Source organism: Ramlibacter alkalitolerans (assembly GCF_016722765.1).
In the GTDB taxonomy this organism is placed as follows: Bacteria; Pseudomonadota; Gammaproteobacteria; order Burkholderiales; family Burkholderiaceae_C; genus Ramlibacter; species Ramlibacter alkalitolerans.
The window spans coordinates 33,023-55,985 of sequence record NZ_JAEQND010000011.1 but is presented as its reverse complement, the minus strand read 5'-3'; the positions used below and the strand labels follow the sequence as shown (position 1 = coordinate 55,985).

Sequence of the window (22,963 nt, the reverse complement as noted above, 5' to 3'; positions counted from 1 at the left end):
CGCGAATCCGGCCGGGACGACGCGATGAACCTGTGGGTGATCCAGAGCCTGAACAGCCTTGCCCTGGGCGGCGTGCTGTTCATCCTGGCGGCGGGCTTCTCGCTGATCTTCGGCCTGATGCGCATCGCCAACCTCTCGCACGGCGCCTACTTCATGCTGGGCGCCTACGTCGGCCTGAGCGTGCTGCGCAGCGGCGCCTCCTTCGTGGTGGCCCTGCTGGCGGCGGGCGTGGCCGTCGGCTGCCTGGGCGCCGTGGTCGAACGCGTGGTGCTGCGGCGGCTGGCGGGCAATCCCCTCAGCCAGGTGCTGGCCACGCTCGGCATCGCCTTCATCATCGCGGACTTCTGCCTCTGGTACTGGGGCGGCGATCCGCAGCCGGTCTCGCCGCCGGCGCTGCTGGCCGGTGCCGTGCGCGTGTTCGGCATGGCCTTCCCCCTCTACCGGCTCGCCGTGCTGCTGATGGCGATCGGCGTCGCGCTGCTGCTCTGGCTGCTGCTGGAGAAGACGCGCATCGGCATGATGATCCGCGCCAGCGTCGACGACATGCAGATGGCGCGCAGCATCGGCATCCCGGCGCCGCTGCTGTACGTGCTGGTGTTCTCGCTCGGCACCGCTCTGGCCGGCCTGGGCGGCGTGGTCGCCGCGCCCATCCTCTCCGTCTACCCCGGCATGGAAGCCGATACCCTGCCGCTCGCGCTGGTGGTGGTGATCCTGGGCGGGCTGGGCAGCCTGTTCGGCGCCTTCGTCGGCAGCTTCGTCGTGGGCTTCATCTACACCTTCGGCCAGGTGCTGCTGCCGGACCTGGCCTACATCATCCTGTTCCTGCCCATGGTGGTGATCCTGGCGGCCCGCCCGCGCGGCCTGTTCGGAAGGATCACGGCGTGAACCGGCAGTCGGTCGCGACGGGCGCGCTGGCGCTGGTGCTGGCCACCGCGCCTTACTGGCTCGGGGGCGACTACTACATCAACCTCGCGACGCAGGTGCTGATCGCGGCGCTGTTCGCACTGAGCCTGAACCTGCTCGTGGGCTATGCGGGACTGGTCTCGCTGGGGCATGCAGGCTACCTGGGGCTGTCGGCGTACACCAGCGCGTGGCTGGTGCTGAACCTGAAGTGGGGGCACCTCGCCGCGGCCGCCGGCGCGCTCGGCTTCACCGGCCTGATGGCAGCGGTGTTCGGCCTGGTGGCGCTGCGCGCCTCGGGCCTGAGCTTCCTGATGATCACGCTGGCGCTGGGGCAGGTACTGTGGGGCCTGGCGTACCGGTGGGCCAGCGTCACCGGTGGCGACAACGGCCTTTCGGGGCTGACGCGGCCGGCGCCCTTCGGCCTGGACCTCAACGACGCCCGCGCCTTCTACTGGTTCGCGCTGGTGGTGTTCGTGCTGGTGTTCGTGGCCGTTCGGGTGCTGGTCCACTCGCCCTTCGGTGCCACCATCCGCGGCACGCGCGACCAGCCGCGCCGCATGAGCACCCTCGGCTACGACGTCTGGCGCATCCGCTGGCTCACCTTCACCGCCAGCGGCGTGCTGGGCGGCGTGGCGGGCCTCATGTACGTCTACTACCAGCAGTTCATCAGCCCGCACAGCCTGTCGCTGGCCGGCTCGGCGGAGATGCTGCTGATGGTGATCGCCGGCGGGCCCGGCACGCTGGTCGGTCCGATCGCGGGCGCGGCGCTGGTGGTGCTGCTGAAGAACGTCGCCAGCGCCTACATCGACCGCTGGATCATGCTGCTCGGGATCGTGTTCGTGCTGATCGTGATGTTCGTGCCGGGCGGCATCGTGCCCGGGCTGCAGCGGCTGTGGACGCGCCTGCGCGCCGGCGTGCCGCGCGTCGATGCGAACGCGGCCCTGGCGGCCGATCCGGTCGCGCTGGAGAAGGCACCGTGAATGTGAACGCCGGGAGGGTCGATCCGTGACGGTGCTGGACGTCCAGGGCCTGACCAAGTCCTTCGGCGGCCTGAAGGTGACGCGCGGCGTCGACCTCGCCCTCGAGGCCGGCGAGCGCCACCTGATCATCGGCCCGAACGGCGCCGGCAAGACGACGCTGTTCAACCTGATTGCCGGCGACCTCTCGGCCGACGGGGGCAGCATCCGGCTGGCCGGCCGCGACCTCACGCGCCATCCCACCGCCGTGCGCGCGCGGCAGGGCATCGCCCGCACCTTCCAGATCCTCACGCTGTTCGGCCGCGACACGCTGGTGCACAACGTGATGCTGGCGCTCATGGGCCGCGCGCCCCTGCGCTGGCGGCCGTGGGGCGCGCTGCGGCGCGAACAGGACCTGCGCCGGCGCGCGCTGCGCCAGTTGGAGGCCGTGGGCCTGGCCGACAAGGCGGACCTGCCGCTGGAGCAGACCTCCTACGGCGAGAAGCGCCGGCTCGAGATCGCGATGGCGCTGGCGCAGCAGCCGGTGCTGCTGCTGCTGGACGAACCCTTCGCCGGTCTTTCGGCGGAGGAGCGCGCCACGGTGCATGCGCTGCTCGCCTCGGTCTCGCGCGAGATCACCGTGCTGATGATCGAGCACGACATGGACGTCGCGCTGGCGCTGGCCGACCGCATCACGCTGCTGCACTACGGCGAGGTGATCACCGCCGGCACGCGCAGCGAGGTCGTCGACGATCCGCGAACGCGGGAGATCTACCTTGGCCACTAGCCTTCTTTCGGTCGACCGCATCAACGCCTTCTACGGCGACAGCCACGTGCTGCACGACGTGTCCCTGGAGGTCTCCTCGGGCCGGCTGCTGGCGCTGCTGGGGCGCAACGGCGCCGGCAAGAGCACCTGCATGCACGCGGTGGTCGGCTTCCTGCCGCCGCGCTCGGGCCACATCCGCATCGGCGAGCGCGAGCTGCAGGGGGCGGCACCGGAGGCGATCTGCCGCCACGGCGTGGGCTTCGTGCCGCAGGGCCGCCGCATCTTCCCCACGCTGACGGTGTACGAGAACCTGGAAGTGGCCGCCCGCCGCAGCGCACCGGCCGCGGGAGCGAAACGCTGGAGCCGGCAGGACGTGCAGGCGATCTTCCCGCGGCTGAAGGAGCGCGAGAAGCAGGTCGCCGGCAGCCTGTCGGGGGGCGAACAGCAGATGCTGGCCGTGGGCCGGGCGCTCATGACCAATCCGCGCGTGCTGCTGCTCGACGAACCTTCCGAAGGCCTGGCGCCCATGATCGTGCGCGAACTGGGCAACGTGCTCGCCGAGCTGAAGAAGGAGATCTCCATCCTGCTCGTGGAACAGAACCTCGGCCTGGCGATGAAGCTGGCCGACGACGTGGTGCTGCTCAATACCGGCCGGGTGGTGTTCGCGGGCACGCGCGAGGAGTTCGAGCAGCGCCAGCCCGAGCTGCAGCGGCACCTGGGCGTGCACTAAGGAGCACCGGATGAAGGAAATGGAAGCGCGCGTCGATCGCTACACGCTGCGTTACGTGGAGGAAGGGCAGGGCCCGGCGGTCGTCCTGATCCACGGCCTGGCCGGCGACCTCGGCGCCTGGACGGCGCAGCTCGCGCTGCTGGCGCCGCACTTTCGCGTCGTCGCGTTCGACAACCGCGGCGCCGGCCGCAGCACGCAGGTGGACGAGCCGGTCAGCACGCGCGACCTGGCGGCCGACACGCTGGGCCTGATGGACCACCTGGGCATCGCGCGCGCGCAGGTCGTCGGCCGCTCCATGGGCGGCGCGATCGCGCAGCACATGGCGCTGATGGCGCCGCAGCGCGTCGCCTCGCTGGTGCTGTGCGCCTCGTTCGCGCGGCTCGATCCGCTCGGGCGGCGCGTGCTGTCCAACATGCGCGAGGCGCTCGAATGGCGCGGCAGCTGGGCCGACCACGCGCGTCACTCGGTGCAGAACTTCGTCTCGGCGGGCTTCTTCAACACGCACCCGGAGCAGGTGGCCGCCATCGAACGCCTGCTCGGAGGCGAAACGCGGCTGCCGGCCTGCTACAGCCGGCAGAACGAGGCCTGCCAGGCGCACGACACGAGCGGCGAACTGGCCCGCATCACGCAACCGGCGCTGGTGATGGCCGGCGGCGCCGACCCGATCTGCTCCCCGACGGCCACCCGCATCCTCGGCGAAGGCCTGCCGAACGCGCGCACCGAGATGTTCGACGACGCCAGCCACTTCTTCCTGATGGAGCAGCCCGAGCGCTTCAACCGCCTGCTCCTCGACTGGCTGCAGCGCCACGCCGCCTGAAGCCGCACCCCCTACCACGCAAGGAAACGAAAGGCCCCCATGTCCCCCACTCCGCAAGCCCCCCTGGGCGAGGAACTGCGCATCGCCGTCGGTGACGAAACGGTCACCGCGCGCGTGCTGGGCGCTGGGCGGCCCATCGTGCTGGTGCACTCGCTGCTGGCGGATCGCACCAGCTTCGAGCCGCTCGCCACGCTGCTCGCCGCCACCCATCGCGTGTTCATGCTGGACCTGCCCGGCTTCGGCGGCTCGCACCCGGTGACCGGCGGCCTCGAAGCCGTGGCCGACCGCACCGCGGATGCGATCCGCGGCCTGCGGCTGGAGCAGTCGCCCATCCTGCTCGGGAACGGCTACGGCGGCTTCGTCGCCCTGCTCACGGCGATCCGCCATCCCGCCATCGCCGCGCGCCTGGTGCTCGCGGATTGCGGTGCCGCCTTCTCCGAGCCGGGACGCCAGGCCTTCCGCAACATGTCGGCCGCCGCGGCCGCCAAGGGGCTGGCGGCGATCTCCGGGGTGGCGATGCGGCGCCTGTTCGCACCCGCCTTCCAGGATGCGCATCCGGAACTGATCGAGCAGCGGCGCGCGCGTTTCGTGGCGGTGCACCCCGAGACCTTCCACGCGGCCTGCGAGGCGCTGGCTTCCCTGGACCTGCGGGCGCAGGCACGCGGCGTGCACCTGCCCGCTCTGGTGCTGGTGGGCGAGCAGGACGAGGCCACGCCGCCCGAGATGGCGCGCGAGCTCGCAGAACTGCTGCCGCAGGCGCGCTTCGTGCTGCTGCCAGGTTGCGCGCACGTGCCGCAGCTGCAGGCGCCGCAGCAGTTCCTCGCCGCGATCGCGGACTTCATCGGCCGCTGATGCCGGCTGCATGCGGCGCTGCAGCATCGCAGCGGCGCCGCGTCCGACCTGGGGCGGCATGTTGTGGGCGGCGCCGTCCATCCCGCTTCTCACGGCGCGTGTAGTAAGTTGCCTACAATGCCGTTCGCCGCGCTTGCCTACTCTGGGAACAGACCACAGCACAGTCCGCACCCCCATGCAACTGCCCTTCGCGCCCCGCCGAGCCGCCCTGCCCCAGGGCGCGTACGCGGAGTGTTCCCGCGAAGGGCGCGATTGCGAGTGCTCGCGCCGGCTCACCGCGCTGCTGCTGTTCCCCCGCCTCAACGCGCTCCCGGGCGCCTGGCTCCTGCTCCTCACGGCCGCCTGCAGCTTCGTCGCGATCCGGGCGCTGGAGATGGGCTACTTCTGAGCCCCGGCGCGGAAGGGCTGCGCGCCCCGCCATACAATGGCGGCCCGCCGCCGTAGTTCAATGGATAGAACGAGCGCCTCCTAAGCGCTAGATACAGGTTCGATTCCTGTCGGTGGTACCAGCGGCGCTGGCGCGCCGCTGCACCATCGACAGCTGTCGGTGCGAACTTTCAGGAACCCCCTCACCCCAGCCCTCTCCCCCGGGGGGGAGAGGGGGCGGAGCGGTGGCGAGAACGGGCAGCGCTATTTGACCAGGAGCCGCATGGCCTCTTCGAGGCCCTTGATAGTGAGCGGGTACATGCGGTGGTTCACCAGCTGCTGGATGACGGAGATGCTCTGACGATATTGCCAGACGCCCTGCGGCTCGGGGTTGATCCAGACCAACTTCGGGAAGGCGCTGGTCAGGCGCTGCAGCCATTCGGCGCCGGCTTCCTCGTTGTTGTATTCGACGCTGCCGCCCGGCTGCAGGATCTCGTACGGGCTCATCGTCGCGTCGCCGACGAAGATCAGCTTGTAGTCCTTGTTGTACTTGCGGATGATGTCCCAGGTCGGGAACTTCTCGCTGAAGCGCCGCCGGTTGTTCTTCCACATGAAGTCGTAGACGCAGTTGTGGAAGTAGTAGAACTCCAGGTGCTTGAACTCCGCCTTGGCGGCGGAGAACATCTCCTCGACGCGGTGGATGTGTTCGTCCATCGTGCCGCCCACGTCCATCAGCAGCAGCACCTTCACGTTGTTGTGCCGCTCCGGCACCATCCTGATGTCGAGCCAGCCCGCGTTGGCGGCGGTGGACTTGATGGTGTCGTCGAGGTCCAGTTCCTCCTCGGCGCCTTCGCGCGCGAACTTGCGCAGCCTGCGCAGCGCGATCTTGATGTTGCGCGTGCCCAGTTCCTGGCTGTCGTCGTAGTCCTTGTAGGCGCGCTGGTCCCAGACCTTCACCGCGCTCTTGTTGCGGCCCTTGTCCTGCCCGATGCGGATGCCCTGCGGGTTGTAGCCATGCGCCCCGAACGGCGAGGTGCCGCCGGTGCCTATCATCTTGCTGCCGCCCTCGTGGCGTTCCTTCTGCTCCTCGAAGCGCTTCTTGAGCGTCTCCATGAGCTCGTCCCACCCCATCTTCTCGATCTTCGCCTTCTCCTCCGGCGAGAGTTCGAGCTCGAGGTTCTTGCGCAGCCACTCCAGCGGGATGTCCTTCGTGAAGTCGGCGATCAGCTCCACGCCCTTGAAGTAGGCCGCAAAGGCGCGGTCGAACTTGTCGTAGTGCTTCTCGTCCTTCACCAGCGCGGTGCGGGCGAGGTAGTAGAAGTCGTCGATGCTGTACGCGCCGTCGCTGGCCGGGCCGACCACGCCTTCCTTGAGCGCCTCGACGAGCGTCAGGTATTCCTTGACGGAGACCGGCAGCTTGGCGCTGCGCAGGGTGTAGAAGAAGTCGATCAGCATCGTGATCTCCTCAGTCGCGCGGCCGTGCCAGCTGGTAGCGCAGGTGGGCCTTCACCTCCGGCCACTCGCCCGCCGCCAGGCTGTACATCACGGTATCGCGCACCGTGCCGTCGCGGCGCAGCGCATGGTGGCGCAGCACGCCGTCCTTCTTCGCGCCCAGGCGCTCGATGGCGCGCTGGCTCGCGAAGTTGTAGTTGTCGGTGCGCCAGCCCACCAGTTGCGCCCCCAGCGTCTCGAAGGCGTGCTGCAGCAGCAGCAGCTTGGCGGTGGTGTTGACGTGGGTGCGCTGCCAGGACTTGCCGTACCACGTGTAGCCGATCTCCAGCCGCTCCACCGCCGGCACGATGTCGTGGTAGCGGGTGCTGCCGATCACGCGGCGGCTGGGCGCATCGACCACCACGAAGGGCAGCATGTGGCCGTCCTCGCGGCCCTGGAGCGCGGCGGCGACATAGGCGGCCGTCTCGCCTGGCGCCGGCACGGAGGTCACGCGCAGGTTCCACAGTTCGCCGTCATGCGCAGCCGCTTCGAGAGCCGCCACGTGGTCCGCCGTCAGCGGCTCCAGCCGCAGGTCGGCTTCGGCGAGCGTCACGGGCTCGGGCTTCTTCATCGCGCGCCTCAGGTGCCCTTGTTGTAGCTGGCCGCGGTGCTGCTGCCGCCCCAGCCATCGGCCTGGAACGTGAGCTTCACCGGCACTTCCTGGCCGCAGGCGCGGAAGGTCCAGAACTCGCTCCAGTGGCCGCGCACGAGGTAGCTTTCCGCCACCAGGGTGCCGGTGAGCGGCAGGAATTCGGCGCCCTGGATCTCGCCCGCGCTGACGGACCTGAGCTGCACGTCCTCGCAGGTCTTGCCGCCGGCCTGTTCGCGGTAGCCCTGCTGCGCGGCGGCGGCGGCTTCACGGTAGCTTTCGAGGAACACGCGGGCGGACGCCTTCGTTCCGGCGCCGTCGCGGGCGATCGCATCGGCTTCGCGGGCGAAGCGCTCGATCACGGACCCATGCTCGCCATTGCGGATCAACAAGGCGGTGAGCGCGCCCAGGCGCGACACGTTGCGCGGTGCCAGCGTGTCGTGGAAGTAGGCGGCCAGCAGCGGGCCGGCGCCGGGGTAGTTGCGGCCGGCGGCAAAGCCCAGGCCCTCGATCGCGTCGACCTGCTCGCGCCGCTGCTCCAGGGTGCGCGTGGCGAGCTGCCGGTAGCGCTCGGGATCGATGCGGCCTTCGCGCAGGAACTGGTTGGCCGGATCGTTCTGGAACGCCAGGTACAGCATCAGGCCGCCGGCGGGCTCGCCCTTGGAGAGCGCCCAGCGTGCGAACACGCGGGCCTCCTCGAAGCGGTTCGTGCTCGGGATCGCGCCGGCAAGCACGCATTCGGCGCGGCGCGCGGCCTCGCGTGGGTCGGCCGGCGCCATGGCGATGGTGGCGCAGAGCCGCTTGAGCTCCTCGTTCGGGGCGCGCGGTGCGGCCGCGGTCTGTGCCTGCGCGCCGGCGGCGAGGCAGGCGGCGGCGAACAACAGGGAACGGACAGCGCGCTGCATGGCTTCAGCGGTTGTGGCGCTGCATGAACACCAGCTTCTCGAACAGGGTCACGTCCTGTTCGTTCTTCAGCAGGGCACCCACCAGCGGCGGGACGGCCACCTTGTCGTCCTTGCTTTGCAGCGCTTCGATCGGGATGTCCTCCGCCACCAGCAGCTTCAGCCAGTCCAGCAGCTCGGAGGTGCTGGGCTTCTTCTTCAGGCCCGGCAGGTTGCGCACGTCATAGAAGGTCTTCAGGGCCGCCGCCAGCAGTTCCTTCTTCAGCCCGGGAAAGTGCACGTCGACGATCTGCTTCATCGTCTCCGCATCGGGGAACTTGATGTAGTGGAAGAAGCAGCGGCGCAGGAAGGCGTCGGGCAGTTCCTTCTCGTTGTTGGAGGTGATGAACACCAGCGGCCGGTGCGTGGCCTTCACGAGTTCGCGCGTCTCGTAGACGTAGAACTCCATCCGGTCCAGTTCGCGCAGCAGGTCGTTCGGGAACTCGATGTCGGCCTTGTCGATCTCGTCGATCAGCAGCGCCACCGGCTGGTCGGCGGTGAAGGCCTGCCACAGCACGCCCTTGACGATGTAGTTGTGGATGTCCTTGACGCGCTGGTCGCCCAGCTGCGAATCGCGCAGGCGGCTCACCGCGTCGTATTCGTACAGGCCCTGCTGCGCCTTGGTGGTCGACTTGATGTGCCACTGCAACAGCGGCATCTGCAGCGCCTCGGCCACTTCCTCCGCCAGCATCGTCTTGCCGGTGCCCGGTTCGCCCTTGACCAGCAGGGGCCGCTTCAGGGTGATGGATGCGTTCACGGCCAGCATCAAATCCTGCGTGGCGACGTAGTTCTGGGAACCTTGGAACTTCATGGATGCGGGGGGATGGGAGGGCGAGGGGGTGAGGGCCCCTTATAATCGCCGGTTGATCGTAAGAAACTGACCTCCGTCAGATTGTGCGCGCAAAATGAAGAATCTGTTGACCACCGTTTTTGCCCTATCTGTCGCTTGCGTGACCTCGCTGGCGGCCTCGATGGCCGAGGCGCAGACGCCCAATGCGGGCGCGAGCGGCAACCCCGGTGTACCGGCGGTTCCGGGTGCCACGGGCCCCGGCCCGGCGAAGGCCGTTGCCAGCCCCAAGTCCCTCGAAGCGAAGACGGCCATGTGCTTCGGCTGCCACAACATCAAGGGCTACCAGTCAAGCTTCCCCGAGGTGTACAAGGTGCCGATGATCGCGGGGCAGAACGCCAAGTACATCGCCTCGGCATTGAACGCGTACAAGACCGGCGACCGCAAGCACCCGACGATGCGCGGCATCGCCGAGACGCTGAGCGAGCAGGACATCGCGGACATCGCGGCCTTCTACGAGAACCTCGGCAAGGACGAACGCCAGGCCGCTCCCGAAAAGCAGCACGAGCCCGATTCGCAGGTCGCCGGCCTGATCCAGAAGGCCAACTGCGCGTCGTGCCACGGGGCCAACTTCTCCAAGCCCATCGATCCCAGCTACCCGAAGATCGCCGGCCAGCATTCCGACTACCTGTTCCAGGCGCTGCGGGCCTACAAGACCGAGAACAATCCCGCCGTGGGCCGCAACAACGGCATCATGGGCGCCATCGCCAAGCAGTTCTCCAACGCGGAACTCAAGGCCATCTCGCAGTACCTCGGCTCGCTCGATGGCGAAGTCGCGACGATCCCGGAGCCGCGCTTCCACCACCGTTGACGGCGTCCGCGCGCTTGCGCGGTGAGGACTCCCGACGAAAGCGGCCACTGGCCGCTTTCGTGTTTCTGTTCGCCGATGGCGGGAGGAAACTCTGTTGTCTGCGGCCCCTTCCAATGGCGACGCGAAATAGTGCGGCTCGTGCGACCGTCGCAGGGGACAGCCGTCTCCCGCCCGCACACCGCAGGACCAGGACGGGTCCCTGTCCGACTCGGCGACATAAGGGGGAGGCGCGGGCGCGACGCCAGCTTCGCGCCAGTTTCTCAACCGCGCCGGAGGACAGTCGCAGAGGCGGACAGGGAGCCGTCCTGGTCCGGTCCGGAGGCAACCGCCGGAACGCCAGCTATCGCTTTGCGAGGCCTCAGCGCGTCGCGCGCCGCTGCACGCACTCCACGTACGCCTGGCCGTCGGGCGGCCTGCCGGAGCGCTGGCTTTCCCACAGCATCTGGCCGAGGCACTCCATCGCCTCGTGGTGCGCATCGTGCAGCGAGTTGCGGCGCGCGGCCAGCAGTTCGACCGCCTGCCGGATCCCGCGCGGCTGGTCGATCGAGCACTGCTCGCTGATCGACAGGTGCATGGACAGGTGCAGGAAGGGATTCGCCTGGCCGCCCGATCCGTCGTAGACCCGGGCGACGGCCGCCTGCGCGTCCTGCATGTCCGGGTCGTATTCCGGATGCTCCTTGAGCCATTCGCTCGCCAGTGTCTCGAGCGCATCGAGCAGCTCACCGGCGCGGGCCTTAGCGTGCACGCTGCAGAAGAAGCGGCGCACGTCTTCCTGGGACGGGTTGAACATGCTTTCAGGTTAGCACGCCAACAGGGGTGCACCGTTCCGGGGTGCTGGAAACCCCCCACACACCTGCCCCTGCCTCACTGACAGAATGAACGCGCCCGGCCGCGTACCCGCAGCCGGAGTGTCAACACCACGGAGACAAGCATGAAGTTCCTCAGGACCGTCTTCCTCGGCCTGATCGCCGCGTTCGCGGTGGTCATGGCAGCGCAAGCCCAGAACATCTCGATCGCCACCGGCGGCACCGGGGGCGTGTACTACCCCATGGGCGGCGGCCTCGCGGCCGTGCTGTCCAAGTACGTGCCGGGCATGCAGGCCACGGCCGAAGTCACCGGCGGCTCGGTCGACAACCTCAAGCTGATCGGCAGCGGCAAGCCGTACGTCGCCTTCAGCATGAGCGACGCCGCGCAGGACGCCCTCAACGGCGAGGACAAGTTCAAGGGCGGCAAGGTGCCGGTGCGCACGCTGATGGTGCTGTACCCGAACCGCATGCACGTCGTGACGGTGGAAGGCAAGGGCATCGCGAAGTTCGCCGACCTGAAGGGCAAGCGCGTGTCGACCGGCTCTCCCGGCAGCGCCACCGAAGTCATGGCCTTCCGCCTGATCGAAGCCGCCGGCCTGGACAAGGACAAGGACCTCAAGCGCGAGCGCCTGGGCGTCGCCGAATCCGTCAACGCGATCAAGGACGGCAAGATCGACGCCTTCTTCTGGGTCGGCGGCCTGCCCACCGCGGCCGTGTCCGACCTGGCCAACACCCCCGGCAACAAGATCAAGATGATCGACCACGCGGAGCTGGTGCCCGCCATGAACAAGAAGTACGGCAACCTGTACGTGCAGGACGTGATCCCCAAGAGCGTGTACCGGGGCATGGAAGCCGACAACCACCAGGCCACCGTGCAGAACATCCTGGTGGCGAATGCCAGCATGGACGACAAGACGGCCTACAACATCGTGAAGGCCGTGTTCGACCACAAGCCCGAGATCGTGGCCGTCCACAAGGAAGCCGAGAACTTCAAGCTGGAGAACCAGAAGAAGGACGCGACGCCGGTCCCGTGGCACCCGGGTGCCGTCAAGTACTTCGCCGAAAAGGGCATCAAGCTGAACTGATGCGGCGATGAGCGATCACCAGGCAGAGCGGGCGCAGCTGAGCGCCGACATCGAGGCGGCGGCACTGCGCAAGGCCGAGGAGTACATCGAGCAGGAGGAGGGCGCGGCGAACAAGCTGAAAGGCGGGCTCGCCATCTTCATCACGCTGACTGCGGTGGTGATGTCCGTCTTCCACCTGTACACGGCCTATGCGATCGTGCCGACGCAGACGCTGCGGCCGGTGCACGTCTCCTTCGTGCTCTTCCTGGTGTTCCTGGTCTTCCCGATCTCGGCGCGGTGGCGCCACCGCGTGATGTGGTGGGACTGGATCGCCGCGCTGCTGGCGATCGCGGTGGTCGTCTATGCGATCCAGGGCGGCGACGACTTCACCGACCGCAACACCTCGCCGCTGCCGATGGACATCGTGTTCGGCGTGGCGCTGATCGCGCTGGTGCTCGAGGGCATGCGCCGCACCTCGGGCTGGATCATGCCGGTGATCTGCATTTGCTTCCTGCTCTATGCGCTCGGCGGCCCCCTGCTGCCCGCGCCCTGGACGCACAAGGGCTACGAAGTCGGCCGCCTGGTCGGCGTGATGTACATGACGCTCGAGGGCATCTTCGGCAGCGCCGTGGACGTGTCGTCCTCGCTGATCATCCTGTTCACCATCTTCGGCGCCTTCCTGCAGTACTCGGGCGCCGGCAAGTTCTACCTCGACTTCTCCTTCTCCGCCATGGGCGGCAAGCCCACCGGCGCCGGCCGCACGGTGGTGCTCGCCTCGTTCCTGCTCGGGGGGCCCTCCGGCTCGGGCGTCGCCACCACCGTGACGCTCGGCTCGGTCGCCTATCCCATGCTGCAGAAGGTGGGCTACGAGAAGAATGCCGCGGGCGGGCTGCTGGCCGCCGGCGGCCTCGGCGCGATCATCTCGCCGCCGGTGCTGGGCGCCGCGGCCTTCCTGATCGCCGAATTCCTGAAGATCTCCTACCTGGATGTGCTGCTGATGGCGTGCATCCCGACGGTGCTGTTCTACTTCGCGCTGTTCCTGATGGTGGAGATCGACGCGCGCAAATACGGCATGCACGAGACGGTGTTCGAGAAGGTCGACACGGTCTGGCACCTGACGCGGCGCTACTGGTTCCACTTCCTGTCGCTGGTCTCCATCGTCTTCTTCATGCTGTGGGGCTTCTCGCCCGTGCTGTCGGTGTTCTGGGCCACGGTCGTGTCCGGCCTCACCAGCATGCTGCGGCGCGACACGGCGCTGATCCCGTACGACATCTTCCGCGGCCCCGGCGTGCTCAGGCGCCTGTGGAACTCGCCCTTCATCAAGGCCATGGAAGGCGGCTCCATCGGCGTGCTGAACGTGGCGACCACCTGCGCCGGCGCCGGTATCATCGTGGGCGTCGTCACGCTCACCGGCCTGGGCCTGAAGTTCAGCCAGATCGTGATCGACTATGCCGGCGGCTCGCTGCTGCTGACGGCGATCTTCACCTCGCTGGTGGTGTGGATCATCGGCCTGGCGGTCCCGGTCACGGCCTCGTACATCATCTGCGCCGTCATCGCCGCGCCCGCGCTCATCAAGCTGGGCGTGCCCGACTTCGCGGCGCACATGTTCATCTTCTACTACGCGGTGCTGTCCGAGGTCTCGCCGCCGACGGCGCTGTCGCCGTTCGCGGCGGCAGCGATCACCGGCGGCGATCCGTACAAGACGACCTTGCAATGCTGGAAGTACACCGTGCCGGCGTTCCTGGTGCCCTTCATGTTCGTGCTCGACCCGAGCGGGCAGGGCCTGCTGCTGATGGGGTCCACCAAGGCGCTGGCGAATGCCAACTGGTGGTCCATCGCCGAGGTGACGCTGACCTGCGGGCTCGGCATCGCCGCGCTGGCGGCGGGCTTCCAGGGCTGGGCGCTGCGCCGCACGACCAAGGTCGAGCGCGTGCTGCTGCTGGTGGCGGGCGTGCTGCTGGCCTATCCCGGCTGGATGGCCGACCTGGCCGGCATCGCGGGCGTGATCGCCGCGATGGCCATGCAGCTGTTGCGCCGCGAGGCGCCGGCGGCAGGCGAGAATCGGCCCACCGTCACCTGATTGGACGTCATCCCCGCGCTTGCGGGGATCCAGGGCTCCCCGCAAGCGCTGCGCGCGTGCCTCTGGGTCCCCGCCTGCGCGGGGACGACGGATTGTCCCGAAAGCACGAATGAGCCAACTCGATCGCGACGCCAAGGGCGTCTACCTCATCACCGTCACCCCGTTCACCGACAGCGGCGCGCTGGACCTCGCCAGCACCGACCGCATGGTGGATTTCTGCCTGGAGGCCGGCGTCACCGGCCTCACCGTCCTGGGCATCATGGGCGAGGCCACCAAGCTCACGATCGAGGAATCGCGCGTCTTCGTCCGGCAGGTGCTGGCGCGCGTGAACGGCCGCGTGCCGGTCGTGGTCGGCGCCTCGGCGCCCGGCTTCGCCGCGATGAAGGAACTGACCGATGCGGTCATGGACCTCGGCGCCTCCGGTGTGATGGTCGCGCCGCCTTCGAGCCTGCGCACCGACGACCAGATCGTCTCCTACTTCCAGATGGTCGGCGAGACGCTCGGTGCCCAGGTGCCCTGGGTGCTGCAGGACCACCCGGTTTCCACCGGCGTGCAGATGGCGCCCGCGGTGATCCTGCGCATCCTGAAGAATGCGCCGACCTGCGTGATGCTCAAGCACGAGGACTGGCCGGGCCTGGCCAAGCTCTCCACGATCCGCGCCGCGGGCGAGAAGGGCGAGATCCAGCGCGTGTCCATCCTCACCGGCAACGGCGGCGGCCTGTTCCTGCCGGAGGAACTCACGCGCGGCGCCGACGGCGCCATGACCGGCTTTGCCTATCCCGAGATGATGGTCGACGTGGTGGCGGCGCATGCGCGCGGCGAGCGCGAACGCGCGCACGACCTCTTCGATGCCTACCTGCCGCTGGCCCGCTACGAGCAGCAGGCCGGCGTCGGCCTGGCCGTGCGCAAGTTCCTGTTCAGGGAGCGCGGCGTGATCGCCTCGGACTTCGTGCGCAAGCCCGGCCCGAAACTCTCGGCGCAGGATGTCGACGACATCCGGTTCCTTGTGCAGCGCCAGGAAAGGCGCCTGCGCCAGATCGAGTGAGGACATCATGACCCAGTCTTCCGCCCCCGTGCAGGGCCGCAGCATCGCGGGCAGCACCGCCGTCGACCTCTCGCTGAAGGACGAGCGCTGGCGCGCCGACCTCTCCGCGTCCATGGGCGGCTCCGGCCAGGACCCCGATCCGCACGACCTGCTGGACTCCGCCCTGGTCGCCTGCACCATCCTGACCGTGCAGATGTACGCGAAGCGCAAGCAGTACCCGCTGGAGAGCGTGCAGGTGAGCCTCGTGCACGACGAGGACGATGCGGTCTACCGCATGGACCGGCGGATCACCCTGGGCGGCGCGCTGTCGCAGCAGCAGAAGGACGACCTGCTGCGGGTGGCGAATGCGTGCCCCTTGCACAAGGCGCTGCACAAGAAGTTCGAGATCACGACGGCGCTGGCTTCGTAGGGGCTGCTGGCGGCTCGATGCGCGGATTCGGATTCGTAGGCTGGCGGTGACGCGCGTCAGCGCCGGAACCCCAGCGCTTGGCGCATCGCTGGGGTTCGCGCTACGCGGCTCACCGCCAGCCTACCTCTCCCACCGCATCCCGCAAGCTCCACCAGGCACCAGCCCGATAATCGAATCATCCGGGCCACGGGCCCACTCCAAGGACCACGCATGATCAACAAGATCGTGGCCTCGATCGCCGAGGCCCTGGCGGACGTGCGCGATGGCAGCACCGTCCTGATCGGCGGTTTCGGCACGGCCGGCATCCCGGCCGAACTGATCGACGGCCTCATCGCACAGGGCGCGAAGGACCTCGTCGTCGTGAACAACAACGCCGGCAACGCCGAATACGGCCTGGCCGCGCTGCTCAAATCGGGCCGCGTGCGCAAGGTGATCTGCAGCTTCCCGCGCCAGGTGGACAGCTGGGTCTTCGACGAGCTCTATCGCAGCGGCAAGCTCGAACTGGAACTGGTGCCGCAAGGCAACCTGGCCGAGCGCCTGCGCGCCGCCGGTGCCGGCATCGGCGCCTTCTTCTGCCCCACGGGCTACGGCACCGAGCTGGCCAAGGGCAAGGAGACGCGCGAGATCCAGGGCAAGCAATACGTGCTGGAATATCCGATCCACGGCGACGTCGCGCTGATCAAGGCGGAGGCCGGCGACCGCTGGGGCAACCTGGTCTACCGCAAGGCCGCACGCAACTTCGGCCCGGTGATGGCGATGGCGGCGAAGACCACGGTGGCCAGCGTGCACGAGATCAGGGAACTGGGCGAGCTCGATCCTGAAGCGGTGGTCACGCCCGGCATCTTCGTCCACCGCATCGTCAGGATCCCGCGCGTCGCCACCCAGGCCGGCGGATTCAGGAAGGCAGCCTGAGATGGCGTACCAGAAACGCAGCAAGGACGCACTGGCCAGGCGCGTGGCGCAGGACATCTTCGACGGCGCCTACGTCAACCTCGGCATCGGCATGCCCACCTCGGTGGCGAACCACATTCCGGCCGGCCGCGAAGTGATCCTGCAAAGCGAGAACGGCATCCTCGGCATGGGGCCCGCGCCCGCCGAAGGCAGCGAAGACTACGACCTGATCAACGCCGGCAAGCAGCCCGTGACGCTGCTGCCGGGCGGCGCCTTCTTCCACCACGCGGACTCGTTCGCGATGATGCGCGGCGGCCACCTCGACATCTGCGTGCTCGGTGCCTTCCAGGTTTCGGCGACGGGCGACCTCGCCAACTGGAGCACCGGCGAGCCGGGCGCCATTCCCGCGGTGGGCGGCGCGATGGACCTGGCCATCGGCGCCAAGGAGACCTGGGTGATGATGGACCTGCTGACGAAGAAGGGCGAAAGCAAGGTGGTCGAACGCTGCACCTATCCGCTCACAGGTATCGGTTGCGTCAAGAAAATCTACACGGAGCTGTGTACGCTGGCGTGCACGCCGCAGGGGCTCGCGCTGATCGACAGCGTCGAGGGCCTGTCGCCCGCCGAACTCGAACGACTCGTGGGCCTGCCGATCGCGGCCTGATCACCGGAGACTGACATGACGAGACAAGCCTTCATCTGCGATGCGATCCGCACGCCCTTCGGCCGCTACGGCGGCGCCCTGTCCTCGGTGCGCACCGACGACCTCGGCGCGATCCCGCTCAGGGCGCTGATGGCGCGCAACCCCAAGGTCGACTGGCAGGCGCTGACGGACGTGCTGTACGGCTGCGCCAACCAGGCCGGCGAGGACAACCGCAACGTGGCCCACATGGCCAGCCTGCTCGCCGGCCTGCCGGTCGACGTGCCCGGCGCCACGATCAACCGCCTGTGCGGCTCGGGCCTGGATGCGGTGGGCACGGCGGCGCGCGCCATCAAGGCCGGCGAGGCCACGCTCATGATCGCCGGCGGCGTGGAGAGCATGAGCCGCGCGCCCTTCGTCATGCCCAAGGCGGAGTCGGCCTTCGCGCGCACCAACGCGGTGTACGACACGACCATCGGCTGGCGCTTCGTCAACAAGCTGATGAAGGAGAAGTACGGCGTCGACTCGATGCCGGAGACGGCCGAGAACGTGGCGACCGACCACAGGATCGAGCGGGAGGCGCAGGACCGCATGGCGCTGGCTTCGCAGCTCAAGGCGGTGGCGGCGCAGAAGCGCGGCTTCTTCGACGCCGAGATCACGCCCGTGACCATCCCGCAGAAGAAGGGCGAGCCGGTCGTCGTCGGCAAGGACGAACATCCGCGCGAGACTTCGCTGGAGGCGCTGGCGAAGCTCAAGGGCGTGGTCAAGCCGGACGGCAGCGTCACGGCCGGAAACGCCAGCGGGGTGAACGACGGCTCCTGCGCGCTGTTGCTGGCCGACGAAGCGACGGCCGCGAAGAACGGCCTCACGCCGCGCGCGAGGGTGGTCGGCATGGCCACGGCCGGCGTGCCGCCGCGCGTGATGGGCATCGGGCCCGCGCCGGCCACGCAGAAGGTGCTGGCGCTGACCGGCCTGAAGCTGGAGCAGATCGACGTCATCGAGCTGAACGAAGCCTTCGCGGCGCAGGGCCTGGCGGTGCTGCGCATGCTGGGGCTGAAGGACGACGATGCGCGCGTCAACCCGAACGGCGGCGCGATCGCGCTGGGGCATCCGCTGGGCGCGTCGGGCGCGCGGCTGGCGACGACGGCGGTGAACCAGCTGCATGCGGGCGGCGGCCGCTATGCGCTGTGCACGATGTGCATCGGCGTCGGTCAGGGGATCGCGGTGATCCTCGAGCGGGTCTGAACTGAAATCCTCCCTCCCCCCTGGGGGAGGGTCGGGGTGGGGGCGCTCGGGTCTTCACTCCCTCCCCCTCCGGGGAGAGGGTAGGGGTGAGGGGGTGCGGCGCCTGATAGGGCAACCCTCACCCCAGCCCTCTCCCGCAAGCGGGAGAGGGAGCAAGTCCCCCTTTTGCTCCCGCCGGAAAACTGAATTCCGCCGCCCTCCTTGCCAGCCCTGCGCCCGCGCAACACACTGCCGCGACCCTGACACCACGAGGAACGCGAAGGCATGGCGAACCGGATCGGATGGATCGGCCTCGGCCGCATGGGCGAGGCCATGGTCAAGCGGCTGCTGGCGGCCGGCCACGGCGTCAGCGTGTGGAACCGCACGCGCAGCAAGGCCGAACCCCTGGGCGCGTACGGCGCGGAGATCGCCAGTCACAAGACCGATCTCGCCGGCTGCGCCATCGTCTTCACGATGGTGTCCACCACCGAGGACCTGAAGGAAGTCCTGTTCGCGCAGGGCGGGCTGGTGACCGGCACGAAAAAGCCGCGGGTGGTGGTCGACAGCTCCTCGATCTCCCAGGAAGGCTCGGCCGAGATCCGCGCCCGCCTCGAAGGCATGGGCGTGGCCTATCTCTGCGCACCGGTCTCCGGCAATGCCAAGGTGGCCAAGGCCGGCAAGCTCCTGATCGTTGCCTCGGGTCCGAAGGCGCTGTACGACGAGGCCGCACCCTACCTGCAGGCCATGGGCCGCAAGGCCATGTGGGTCGGCGAGGGCGAACTGGCGCGCATCTGGAAGATCGCCCACAACACCATGTTCGGCGTGGTGATCCAGAACCTGTGCGAGATCACGGTGCTGGCCGAGAAGGCCGGCATTCCCCGCCACGTGTTCCTGGAAAGCATCAACGACTCGGTGCTCGGCTCCATGTACACCCGCTACAAGACGCCGGTGCTCACCAACCTCACCTTCGACCAGGTCACGTTCACGCCCAGGCTGCTGCTCAAGGACCTTGACCTCGGCATGGGCGCGGCCCGGGCGCACGGCGTGGCGATGCCGGCCGCGGCCGCGACGCGCGAGTCGGTGGCGCGGCTGGTGGGCCGCGGCTACGACCACATCGACTTCGCCGTGCTGCTGCAGGAACTGGCGCGGGACGCCGGGCTGGAGCTCGCCAGCGAGAACGTGCCCGTCGACGACGGCCTGGCGTCCTGACCGCGATTTTCGAAGGAGACACGCCATGCAGAAGATGCTCGCCTTCCTGGCCGCAGCGCTCCTCACCGGCGGCGTGGCCGCGCAGGGCGCCTGGCCCGCCAGGCCGATCCGGATGGTGGTGCCGTTCACGGCAGGCAGCGGCACCGACATCATCGCCCGCACGGTCGGCGACGCCATGGCCAGGAGCCTGGGCCAGCCGGTCGTGATCGACAACAAGCCGGGCGCCGGCGGCACCATCGGCGCTGGTCTGGTGGCGAAGAGCGAGGCCGACGGCTACACGGTGCTGATCCACTCCTCGGGGCACGCGCTCAATCCGGCCCTCTATCCGGCGCTCGCCTACGACACGGTCAAGGACCTGACCGGCGTCACGCCCCTCGCGGCCCTGCCGAACGTGCTGGTCGTCTCGCCGGCCAGGGGCTGGAAGTCGGTGGCGGACCTCGTCGCCGCCGCGAAGGCGCACCCCGGGCAGATGAACTACGCGTCGGCCGGCATGGGCAGCGCCACCCACCTGAACGCCGAGAAGTTCCGGCTGCGGGCCGGCCTGGACGCGCAGCACGTCCCCTTCAAGGGCACGCCGGAGGCCTTGAGCGACATCATCGGCGGGCGCAACGACTGGTTCTTCGCGCCGCTGTCCTCCGCGCTGCCGCTGATCAAGGACGGCAAGCTGCAGGCCCTGGCGGTGAGCACTGGCCAGCGCTCGCCGGCGCTGCCCGAGGTGCCGACCACCGTGGAGGCAGGCATCGCGGATTCGGACTACACCTTCTGGGTGGGCATGATCGTGCCCTCGGCCACGCCGCCGGCGGTGGTCAAGCGCCTGCATGACGAGGCGCTGAAGGCCCTGAACTCGCCGGAGGTGAAGGAGCGTCTCGTCAAGCTCGGCGCCGAAGCCTTCACCATGCAGCCCGAGCAGTTCAATGCCTACATCCGCACCGAGATGGGCGCGGCCGCGCAGATCGCGAAGGCGGCCAAGCTGAAGGCGCAGTGAGGCGATGCACCGGCTGCAGCGGTGCGCGCACGGGCGGGAGCTGACATGAAAGAGTTCGTCTACAACGGCCAGCCCGGGCGCGTCGTCTTCGGCATCGGCGCGCTCTCGCGCCTGGGCCGCGAGATCGAGGCGCTGGGCGCGCGGCGCGCCCTGGTGCTCTGCACGCCGGAGCAGCGTGGCTCCGCCGAACGCGTCGCGCAGATGCTGGGCGGCAAGGCCGCGGGGATCTTCGACCGTGCCGTGATGCACGTACCGATCGAGACGGCGCGCGGGGCCCGCGAGCTCGCGCGCAAGCGCGATGCCGATTGCGCGGTCGCGGTCGGCGGTGGCTCCACCACCGGCCTCGGCAAGGCGATCGCGCTGGACTCGGGGCTTCCCATCCTCGCCATCCCCACCACCTACGCCGGCAGCGAGATGACGCCGATCTACGGCATCACCGAAGGCGGGTTGAAGAAGACCGGCCGCGATGCGAAGGTGCTGCCGCGCACGGTGATCTACGACCCGGAGCTCACGCTCACGCTGCCCGTCGGCCTCAGCGTCACGAGCGGCATCAATGCGATCGCGCACGCGGCCGAGGGGCTGTACGCGGTGGACGCCAATCCGGTGATGGACCTGATGGCGGAGGAAGGCATGCGCGCGCTCGGCGCGGCGCTGCCCGGAATCCGCAGCAACGCGCAGGACCTCGAGGCGCGCTCGCAGGCGCTCTATGGGGCGTGGCTGTGCGGCGTGGTGCTGGGCAACGTCGGCATGGCGCTGCACCACAAGCTGTGCCACACGCTGGGGGGCAGCTTCAACCTGCCGCACGCCGAGACGCACACCATCGTGCTGCCGCACGCGCTGGCGTACAACGCGCAGGCCGCCGCGCCGGCGATGCAGCGCATCGCGCGGGCCCTGCAAGGCGATAGCGCGGCGCAGGCCGTGTACGACCTGGCCAGGGACAACGGCGCCCCGGTGGCGCTGCGGGAGATCGGCATGCAGGCGCAGGACCTGGATCGCGCCTGCGGGATCGCGCTGCAGAACCAGTATCCGAATCCGCGCCCGCTGGAGAAGGCGGCCATCCGCCAGTTGCTGCAGGATGCGTTCGAGGGGCGGCGGCCGGACGCATAGTCCGGGCTTCCGCTGTGCTGGAGTTCGCGCTGCGCGGCTCACCGCCAGCCTACGGGCCGGACCGCCGGCCCACAGACATGCAGGAGAGTCCATGAGCGAAGGTTTCCTCGAATTCGACGGCGTCCGCTACCTCGATGGCCAGTCTTCCGACCCGCGCCGCCTCGGCTGGATGGAGGGCACGCCGCCGCCGGCGGACCAGCAGATCCGCTTCGCCGACGATCGCTTCCTCGACTTCCCGCAGATCCGCTGGACCCTCTCGCACATGCGCGAGCTGGTGCCCACGGTGAACGTCTGGCGCGGCGACGGGCCCGCCAGCCGGTTCGACGAAGCCGGCGGCAGCGACGCGGCGACCATCGACAAGCTCGCCTTCACCGACCTGGACGGCCGCGAACGCCGCTGGGATGCGTCGCTGGCCGACGCCTACACCGACGGCATCCTGGTGCTGCACCGCGGCCGGCCCATCTACGAGCGCTACTTCGGGGCCTTGCAGCCGCACGTGCCGCACAGCTGCTTCTCGATCACCAAGTCCTACGCCGCCACGCTGGCCGCGACGCTGGTGCACGAGGGCGTGCTGGACGCGGAACAGCGCATCCCGCACTGGCTGCCCGAAATGCGCGGCACGGCCTACGACGACGCCACGCTGCGCCAGGTGATGGACATGCAGATCGGCGTCGCCTACTCGGAGATCTACGCCGACCCCAAGGCGCACATCTGGGATTACGCGCGTGCCGGCGGCCTGCGGCCGCGCCCGGCCGGCACCTCCGGCGCGGCCAGCTTCTACGAGTACCTGCCGACGCTGCGGCCCGAAGGACGGCACGGCGAGGCCTTCGCGTACAAGACCGTCAACACCGAGCTGATGGCGTGGATCATGAAGCGCGTGACCGGCCAGCCGCTCGCGCAGATGTTGTCGGAGCGCCTGTGGGCGCCGCTCGGATGCGAGCAGGACGGCTACCTGGGCGTCGATCCCACGGGCGTGCCCATGGGCGGCGGCGGCCTGAGTGCCACGCTGCGCGACCTGGCGCGCTTCGGCGAACTGATGCGGCGCGAGGGCGAGTGGAACGGCCGCCAGCTCGTGCCCGCCGCCGTGGTGGCCGACATCCGCCGCGGCAGCGATCCGGCGAAGTTCGCCAGGGCCGGCTACACGCTGCTGCCGGGTTATTCCTATCGCAGCATGTGGTGGGTTTCGCACAACGCGCTGGGGGCCTTCGAGGCCCGCGGCATCCACGGCCAGCGGCTGTACGTCGCGCCCGCGGCCGACCTGGTGGTGGCCCGCTTCGCCTCGCACCCGGTGGCCAGCAGCGCCGCCAACGACCCGATCACGCTGCCGGCGCTGCTCGCGCTCGGGCGCATGCTGCGCGAGCGCTGAGGCCTTTACCGGCCGACGCGCGCAAACCCTCATGCACGGCGCGGCGCGCTGCCGGTATGCTTTGCCGT

The 22,963-nt window shown here is 69.1% G+C and carries 24 protein-coding genes and 1 tRNA gene; 20 read left to right on the top strand and 5 right to left on the bottom strand.

Annotation, left to right across the window (positions count from 1 at the left end; genetic code table 11):
- Positions 1 to 24 precede the first annotated feature (24 nt).
- The 8 genes from JI746_RS19410 to JI746_RS19375 all read left to right on the top strand — a co-directional run bounded on the left by JI746_RS19410 (position 25) and on the right by JI746_RS19375 (position 5,533).
- Entirely contained in the window at positions 25 to 885 is an 861-nt protein-coding gene (locus JI746_RS19410) for a branched-chain amino acid ABC transporter permease (RefSeq protein ID WP_201691923.1), read from the top strand.
- A complete protein-coding gene (locus tag JI746_RS19405; protein WP_330893038.1) occupies positions 882 to 1,883 on the top strand; it encodes a branched-chain amino acid ABC transporter permease in 1,002 nt (333 codons plus the stop codon). The genes JI746_RS19410 and JI746_RS19405 overlap by 4 nt, the downstream gene beginning before the upstream one ends.
- A 25-nt stretch (positions 1,884 to 1,908) precedes the next feature.
- Positions 1,909 to 2,646, top strand: coding sequence for an ABC transporter ATP-binding protein (locus JI746_RS19400; protein ID WP_330893037.1), 738 nt, complete (start codon positions 1,909 to 1,911; stop codon positions 2,644 to 2,646).
- Positions 2,636 to 3,355, top strand: a complete 720-nt coding sequence (locus JI746_RS19395; protein WP_201691921.1) for an ABC transporter ATP-binding protein — start codon at positions 2,636 to 2,638, stop codon at positions 3,353 to 3,355. Before JI746_RS19400 ends, JI746_RS19395 begins: the two co-directional genes overlap by 11 nt.
- Before the next feature lie 10 nt (positions 3,356 to 3,365).
- Positions 3,366 to 4,172: an alpha/beta fold hydrolase gene (locus JI746_RS19390; RefSeq protein ID WP_201691920.1), complete on the top strand. Its 807-nt coding sequence runs from the start codon at positions 3,366 to 3,368 to the stop codon at positions 4,170 to 4,172.
- Between the two features lie 39 nt (positions 4,173 to 4,211).
- Positions 4,212 to 5,024, top strand: coding sequence for an alpha/beta fold hydrolase (locus JI746_RS19385; protein ID WP_201691919.1), 813 nt, complete (start codon positions 4,212 to 4,214; stop codon positions 5,022 to 5,024).
- A gap of 175 nt (positions 5,025 to 5,199) precedes the next feature.
- A complete protein-coding gene (locus tag JI746_RS19380) occupies positions 5,200 to 5,412 on the top strand; it encodes a hypothetical protein (RefSeq protein ID WP_201691918.1) in 213 nt (70 codons plus the stop codon).
- 46 nt (positions 5,413 to 5,458) lie between these two features.
- Positions 5,459 to 5,533, top strand: a tRNA-Arg gene (locus JI746_RS19375).
- A 121-nt stretch (positions 5,534 to 5,654) separates the two neighbouring features.
- Here the strand turns inward: JI746_RS19375 and JI746_RS19370 are convergent.
- The 4 genes from JI746_RS19370 to JI746_RS19355 are packed head-to-tail and all read right to left on the bottom strand — an operon-like array spanning position 5,655 to position 9,222.
- Positions 5,655 to 6,845 carry a vWA domain-containing protein gene (locus JI746_RS19370; RefSeq protein WP_201691917.1) on the bottom strand — a complete coding sequence of 397 codons (1,191 nt, stop codon included), beginning with the start codon at positions 6,843 to 6,845 and terminating at the stop codon, positions 5,655 to 5,657.
- 10 nt (positions 6,846 to 6,855) lie between these two features.
- Positions 6,856 to 7,452: a GNAT family N-acetyltransferase gene (locus JI746_RS19365; RefSeq protein WP_201691916.1), complete on the bottom strand. Its 597-nt coding sequence runs from the start codon at positions 7,450 to 7,452 to the stop codon at positions 6,856 to 6,858.
- 8 nt (positions 7,453 to 7,460) lie between these two features.
- Positions 7,461 to 8,375: a hypothetical protein gene (locus tag JI746_RS19360; RefSeq protein WP_201691915.1), complete on the bottom strand. Its 915-nt coding sequence runs from the start codon at positions 8,373 to 8,375 to the stop codon at positions 7,461 to 7,463.
- A gap of 4 nt (positions 8,376 to 8,379) precedes the next feature.
- Positions 8,380 to 9,222: an AAA family ATPase gene (locus tag JI746_RS19355; RefSeq protein ID WP_201691914.1), complete on the bottom strand. Its 843-nt coding sequence runs from the start codon at positions 9,220 to 9,222 to the stop codon at positions 8,380 to 8,382.
- A 94-nt stretch (positions 9,223 to 9,316) separates the two neighbouring features.
- Between JI746_RS19355 and JI746_RS19350 the strand changes: the two genes are divergently transcribed.
- The gene (locus JI746_RS19350; RefSeq protein ID WP_201691913.1) at positions 9,317 to 10,069 is read left to right on the top strand and encodes a c-type cytochrome; all 753 of its coding nucleotides are present in this window, start codon (positions 9,317 to 9,319) and stop codon (positions 10,067 to 10,069) included.
- Positions 10,070 to 10,427: 358 nt separating this feature from the next.
- Here JI746_RS19350 and JI746_RS19345 read toward each other — a convergent pair whose 3' ends face one another.
- On the bottom strand, positions 10,428 to 10,859 hold the full coding sequence (locus tag JI746_RS19345) for a DUF1841 family protein (RefSeq protein WP_201691912.1): 432 nt from the start codon (positions 10,857 to 10,859) through the stop codon (positions 10,428 to 10,430).
- A 141-nt stretch (positions 10,860 to 11,000) separates the two neighbouring features.
- Between JI746_RS19345 and JI746_RS19340 the strand changes: the two genes are divergently transcribed.
- The 11 genes from JI746_RS19340 to JI746_RS19290 all read left to right on the top strand — a co-directional run bounded on the left by JI746_RS19340 (position 11,001) and on the right by JI746_RS19290 (position 22,895).
- On the top strand, positions 11,001 to 11,960 hold the full coding sequence (locus JI746_RS19340; RefSeq protein WP_201691911.1) for a TAXI family TRAP transporter solute-binding subunit: 960 nt from the start codon (positions 11,001 to 11,003) through the stop codon (positions 11,958 to 11,960).
- Between the two features lie 7 nt (positions 11,961 to 11,967).
- On the top strand, positions 11,968 to 14,019 hold the full coding sequence (locus JI746_RS19335; protein ID WP_201691910.1) for a TRAP transporter permease: 2,052 nt from the start codon (positions 11,968 to 11,970) through the stop codon (positions 14,017 to 14,019).
- Between the two features lie 109 nt (positions 14,020 to 14,128).
- Positions 14,129 to 15,064: a dihydrodipicolinate synthase family protein gene (locus JI746_RS19330; RefSeq protein ID WP_201691909.1), complete on the top strand. Its 936-nt coding sequence runs from the start codon at positions 14,129 to 14,131 to the stop codon at positions 15,062 to 15,064.
- A gap of 7 nt (positions 15,065 to 15,071) precedes the next feature.
- Positions 15,072 to 15,473, top strand: a complete 402-nt coding sequence (locus JI746_RS19325; protein WP_201691908.1) for an OsmC family protein — start codon at positions 15,072 to 15,074, stop codon at positions 15,471 to 15,473.
- A 210-nt stretch (positions 15,474 to 15,683) separates the two neighbouring features.
- Positions 15,684 to 16,385: a 3-oxoacid CoA-transferase subunit A gene (locus JI746_RS19320; protein ID WP_201691907.1), complete on the top strand. Its 702-nt coding sequence runs from the start codon at positions 15,684 to 15,686 to the stop codon at positions 16,383 to 16,385.
- A gap of 1 nt (position 16,386) precedes the next feature.
- A complete protein-coding gene (locus JI746_RS19315) occupies positions 16,387 to 17,028 on the top strand; it encodes a 3-oxoacid CoA-transferase subunit B (RefSeq protein WP_201691906.1) in 642 nt (213 codons plus the stop codon).
- A gap of 15 nt (positions 17,029 to 17,043) precedes the next feature.
- On the top strand, positions 17,044 to 18,249 hold the full coding sequence (pcaF, locus tag JI746_RS19310) for a 3-oxoadipyl-CoA thiolase (protein ID WP_201691905.1): 1,206 nt from the start codon (positions 17,044 to 17,046) through the stop codon (positions 18,247 to 18,249).
- A gap of 264 nt (positions 18,250 to 18,513) precedes the next feature.
- Entirely contained in the window at positions 18,514 to 19,437 is a 924-nt protein-coding gene (locus JI746_RS19305) for an NAD(P)-dependent oxidoreductase (RefSeq protein ID WP_201691904.1), read from the top strand.
- Between the two features lie 25 nt (positions 19,438 to 19,462).
- Entirely contained in the window at positions 19,463 to 20,422 is a 960-nt protein-coding gene (locus tag JI746_RS19300) for a tripartite tricarboxylate transporter substrate binding protein (protein ID WP_201691903.1), read from the top strand.
- Between the two features lie 45 nt (positions 20,423 to 20,467).
- Positions 20,468 to 21,529 carry a maleylacetate reductase gene (locus JI746_RS19295; protein ID WP_201691902.1) on the top strand — a complete coding sequence of 354 codons (1,062 nt, stop codon included), beginning with the start codon at positions 20,468 to 20,470 and terminating at the stop codon, positions 21,527 to 21,529.
- A 91-nt stretch (positions 21,530 to 21,620) separates the two neighbouring features.
- Positions 21,621 to 22,895 carry a serine hydrolase domain-containing protein gene (locus tag JI746_RS19290; protein WP_201691901.1) on the top strand — a complete coding sequence of 425 codons (1,275 nt, stop codon included), beginning with the start codon at positions 21,621 to 21,623 and terminating at the stop codon, positions 22,893 to 22,895.
- Positions 22,896 to 22,963 lie beyond the last annotated feature (68 nt).

Excerpts from the sequence above, each read along its gene's own strand:
- JI746_RS19410 (WP_201691923.1), top strand. The coding sequence starts at position 25 with ATGAACCTGTGGGTGATCCAGAGCCTGAACAGCCTTGCCCTGGGCGGC.
- JI746_RS19390 (WP_201691920.1), top strand. The coding sequence starts at position 3,366 with ATGAAGGAAATGGAAGCGCGCGTCGATCGCTACACGCTGCGTTACGTG.
- JI746_RS19385 (WP_201691919.1), top strand. The coding sequence starts at position 4,212 with ATGTCCCCCACTCCGCAAGCCCCCCTGGGCGAGGAACTGCGCATCGCC.
- JI746_RS19380 (WP_201691918.1), top strand. The coding sequence starts at position 5,200 with ATGCAACTGCCCTTCGCGCCCCGCCGAGCCGCCCTGCCCCAGGGCGCG.
- JI746_RS19370 (WP_201691917.1), bottom strand. The coding sequence starts at position 6,845 with ATGCTGATCGACTTCTTCTACACCCTGCGCAGCGCCAAGCTGCCGGTC.
- JI746_RS19365 (WP_201691916.1), bottom strand. The coding sequence starts at position 7,452 with ATGAAGAAGCCCGAGCCCGTGACGCTCGCCGAAGCCGACCTGCGGCTG.
- JI746_RS19360 (WP_201691915.1), bottom strand. The coding sequence starts at position 8,375 with ATGCAGCGCGCTGTCCGTTCCCTGTTGTTCGCCGCCGCCTGCCTCGCC.
- JI746_RS19355 (WP_201691914.1), bottom strand. The coding sequence starts at position 9,222 with ATGAAGTTCCAAGGTTCCCAGAACTACGTCGCCACGCAGGATTTGATG.
- JI746_RS19350 (WP_201691913.1), top strand. The coding sequence starts at position 9,317 with ATGAAGAATCTGTTGACCACCGTTTTTGCCCTATCTGTCGCTTGCGTG.
- JI746_RS19345 (WP_201691912.1), bottom strand. The coding sequence starts at position 10,859 with ATGTTCAACCCGTCCCAGGAAGACGTGCGCCGCTTCTTCTGCAGCGTG.
- JI746_RS19340 (WP_201691911.1), top strand. The coding sequence starts at position 11,001 with ATGAAGTTCCTCAGGACCGTCTTCCTCGGCCTGATCGCCGCGTTCGCG.
- JI746_RS19335 (WP_201691910.1), top strand. The coding sequence starts at position 11,968 with ATGAGCGATCACCAGGCAGAGCGGGCGCAGCTGAGCGCCGACATCGAG.
- JI746_RS19330 (WP_201691909.1), top strand. The coding sequence starts at position 14,129 with ATGAGCCAACTCGATCGCGACGCCAAGGGCGTCTACCTCATCACCGTC.
- JI746_RS19325 (WP_201691908.1), top strand. The coding sequence starts at position 15,072 with ATGACCCAGTCTTCCGCCCCCGTGCAGGGCCGCAGCATCGCGGGCAGC.
- JI746_RS19320 (WP_201691907.1), top strand. The coding sequence starts at position 15,684 with ATGATCAACAAGATCGTGGCCTCGATCGCCGAGGCCCTGGCGGACGTG.
- JI746_RS19315 (WP_201691906.1), top strand. The coding sequence starts at position 16,387 with ATGGCGTACCAGAAACGCAGCAAGGACGCACTGGCCAGGCGCGTGGCG.
- pcaF (WP_201691905.1), top strand. The coding sequence starts at position 17,044 with ATGACGAGACAAGCCTTCATCTGCGATGCGATCCGCACGCCCTTCGGC.
- JI746_RS19305 (WP_201691904.1), top strand. The coding sequence starts at position 18,514 with ATGGCGAACCGGATCGGATGGATCGGCCTCGGCCGCATGGGCGAGGCC.
- JI746_RS19300 (WP_201691903.1), top strand. The coding sequence starts at position 19,463 with ATGCAGAAGATGCTCGCCTTCCTGGCCGCAGCGCTCCTCACCGGCGGC.
- JI746_RS19295 (WP_201691902.1), top strand. The coding sequence starts at position 20,468 with ATGAAAGAGTTCGTCTACAACGGCCAGCCCGGGCGCGTCGTCTTCGGC.
- JI746_RS19290 (WP_201691901.1), top strand. The coding sequence starts at position 21,621 with ATGAGCGAAGGTTTCCTCGAATTCGACGGCGTCCGCTACCTCGATGGC.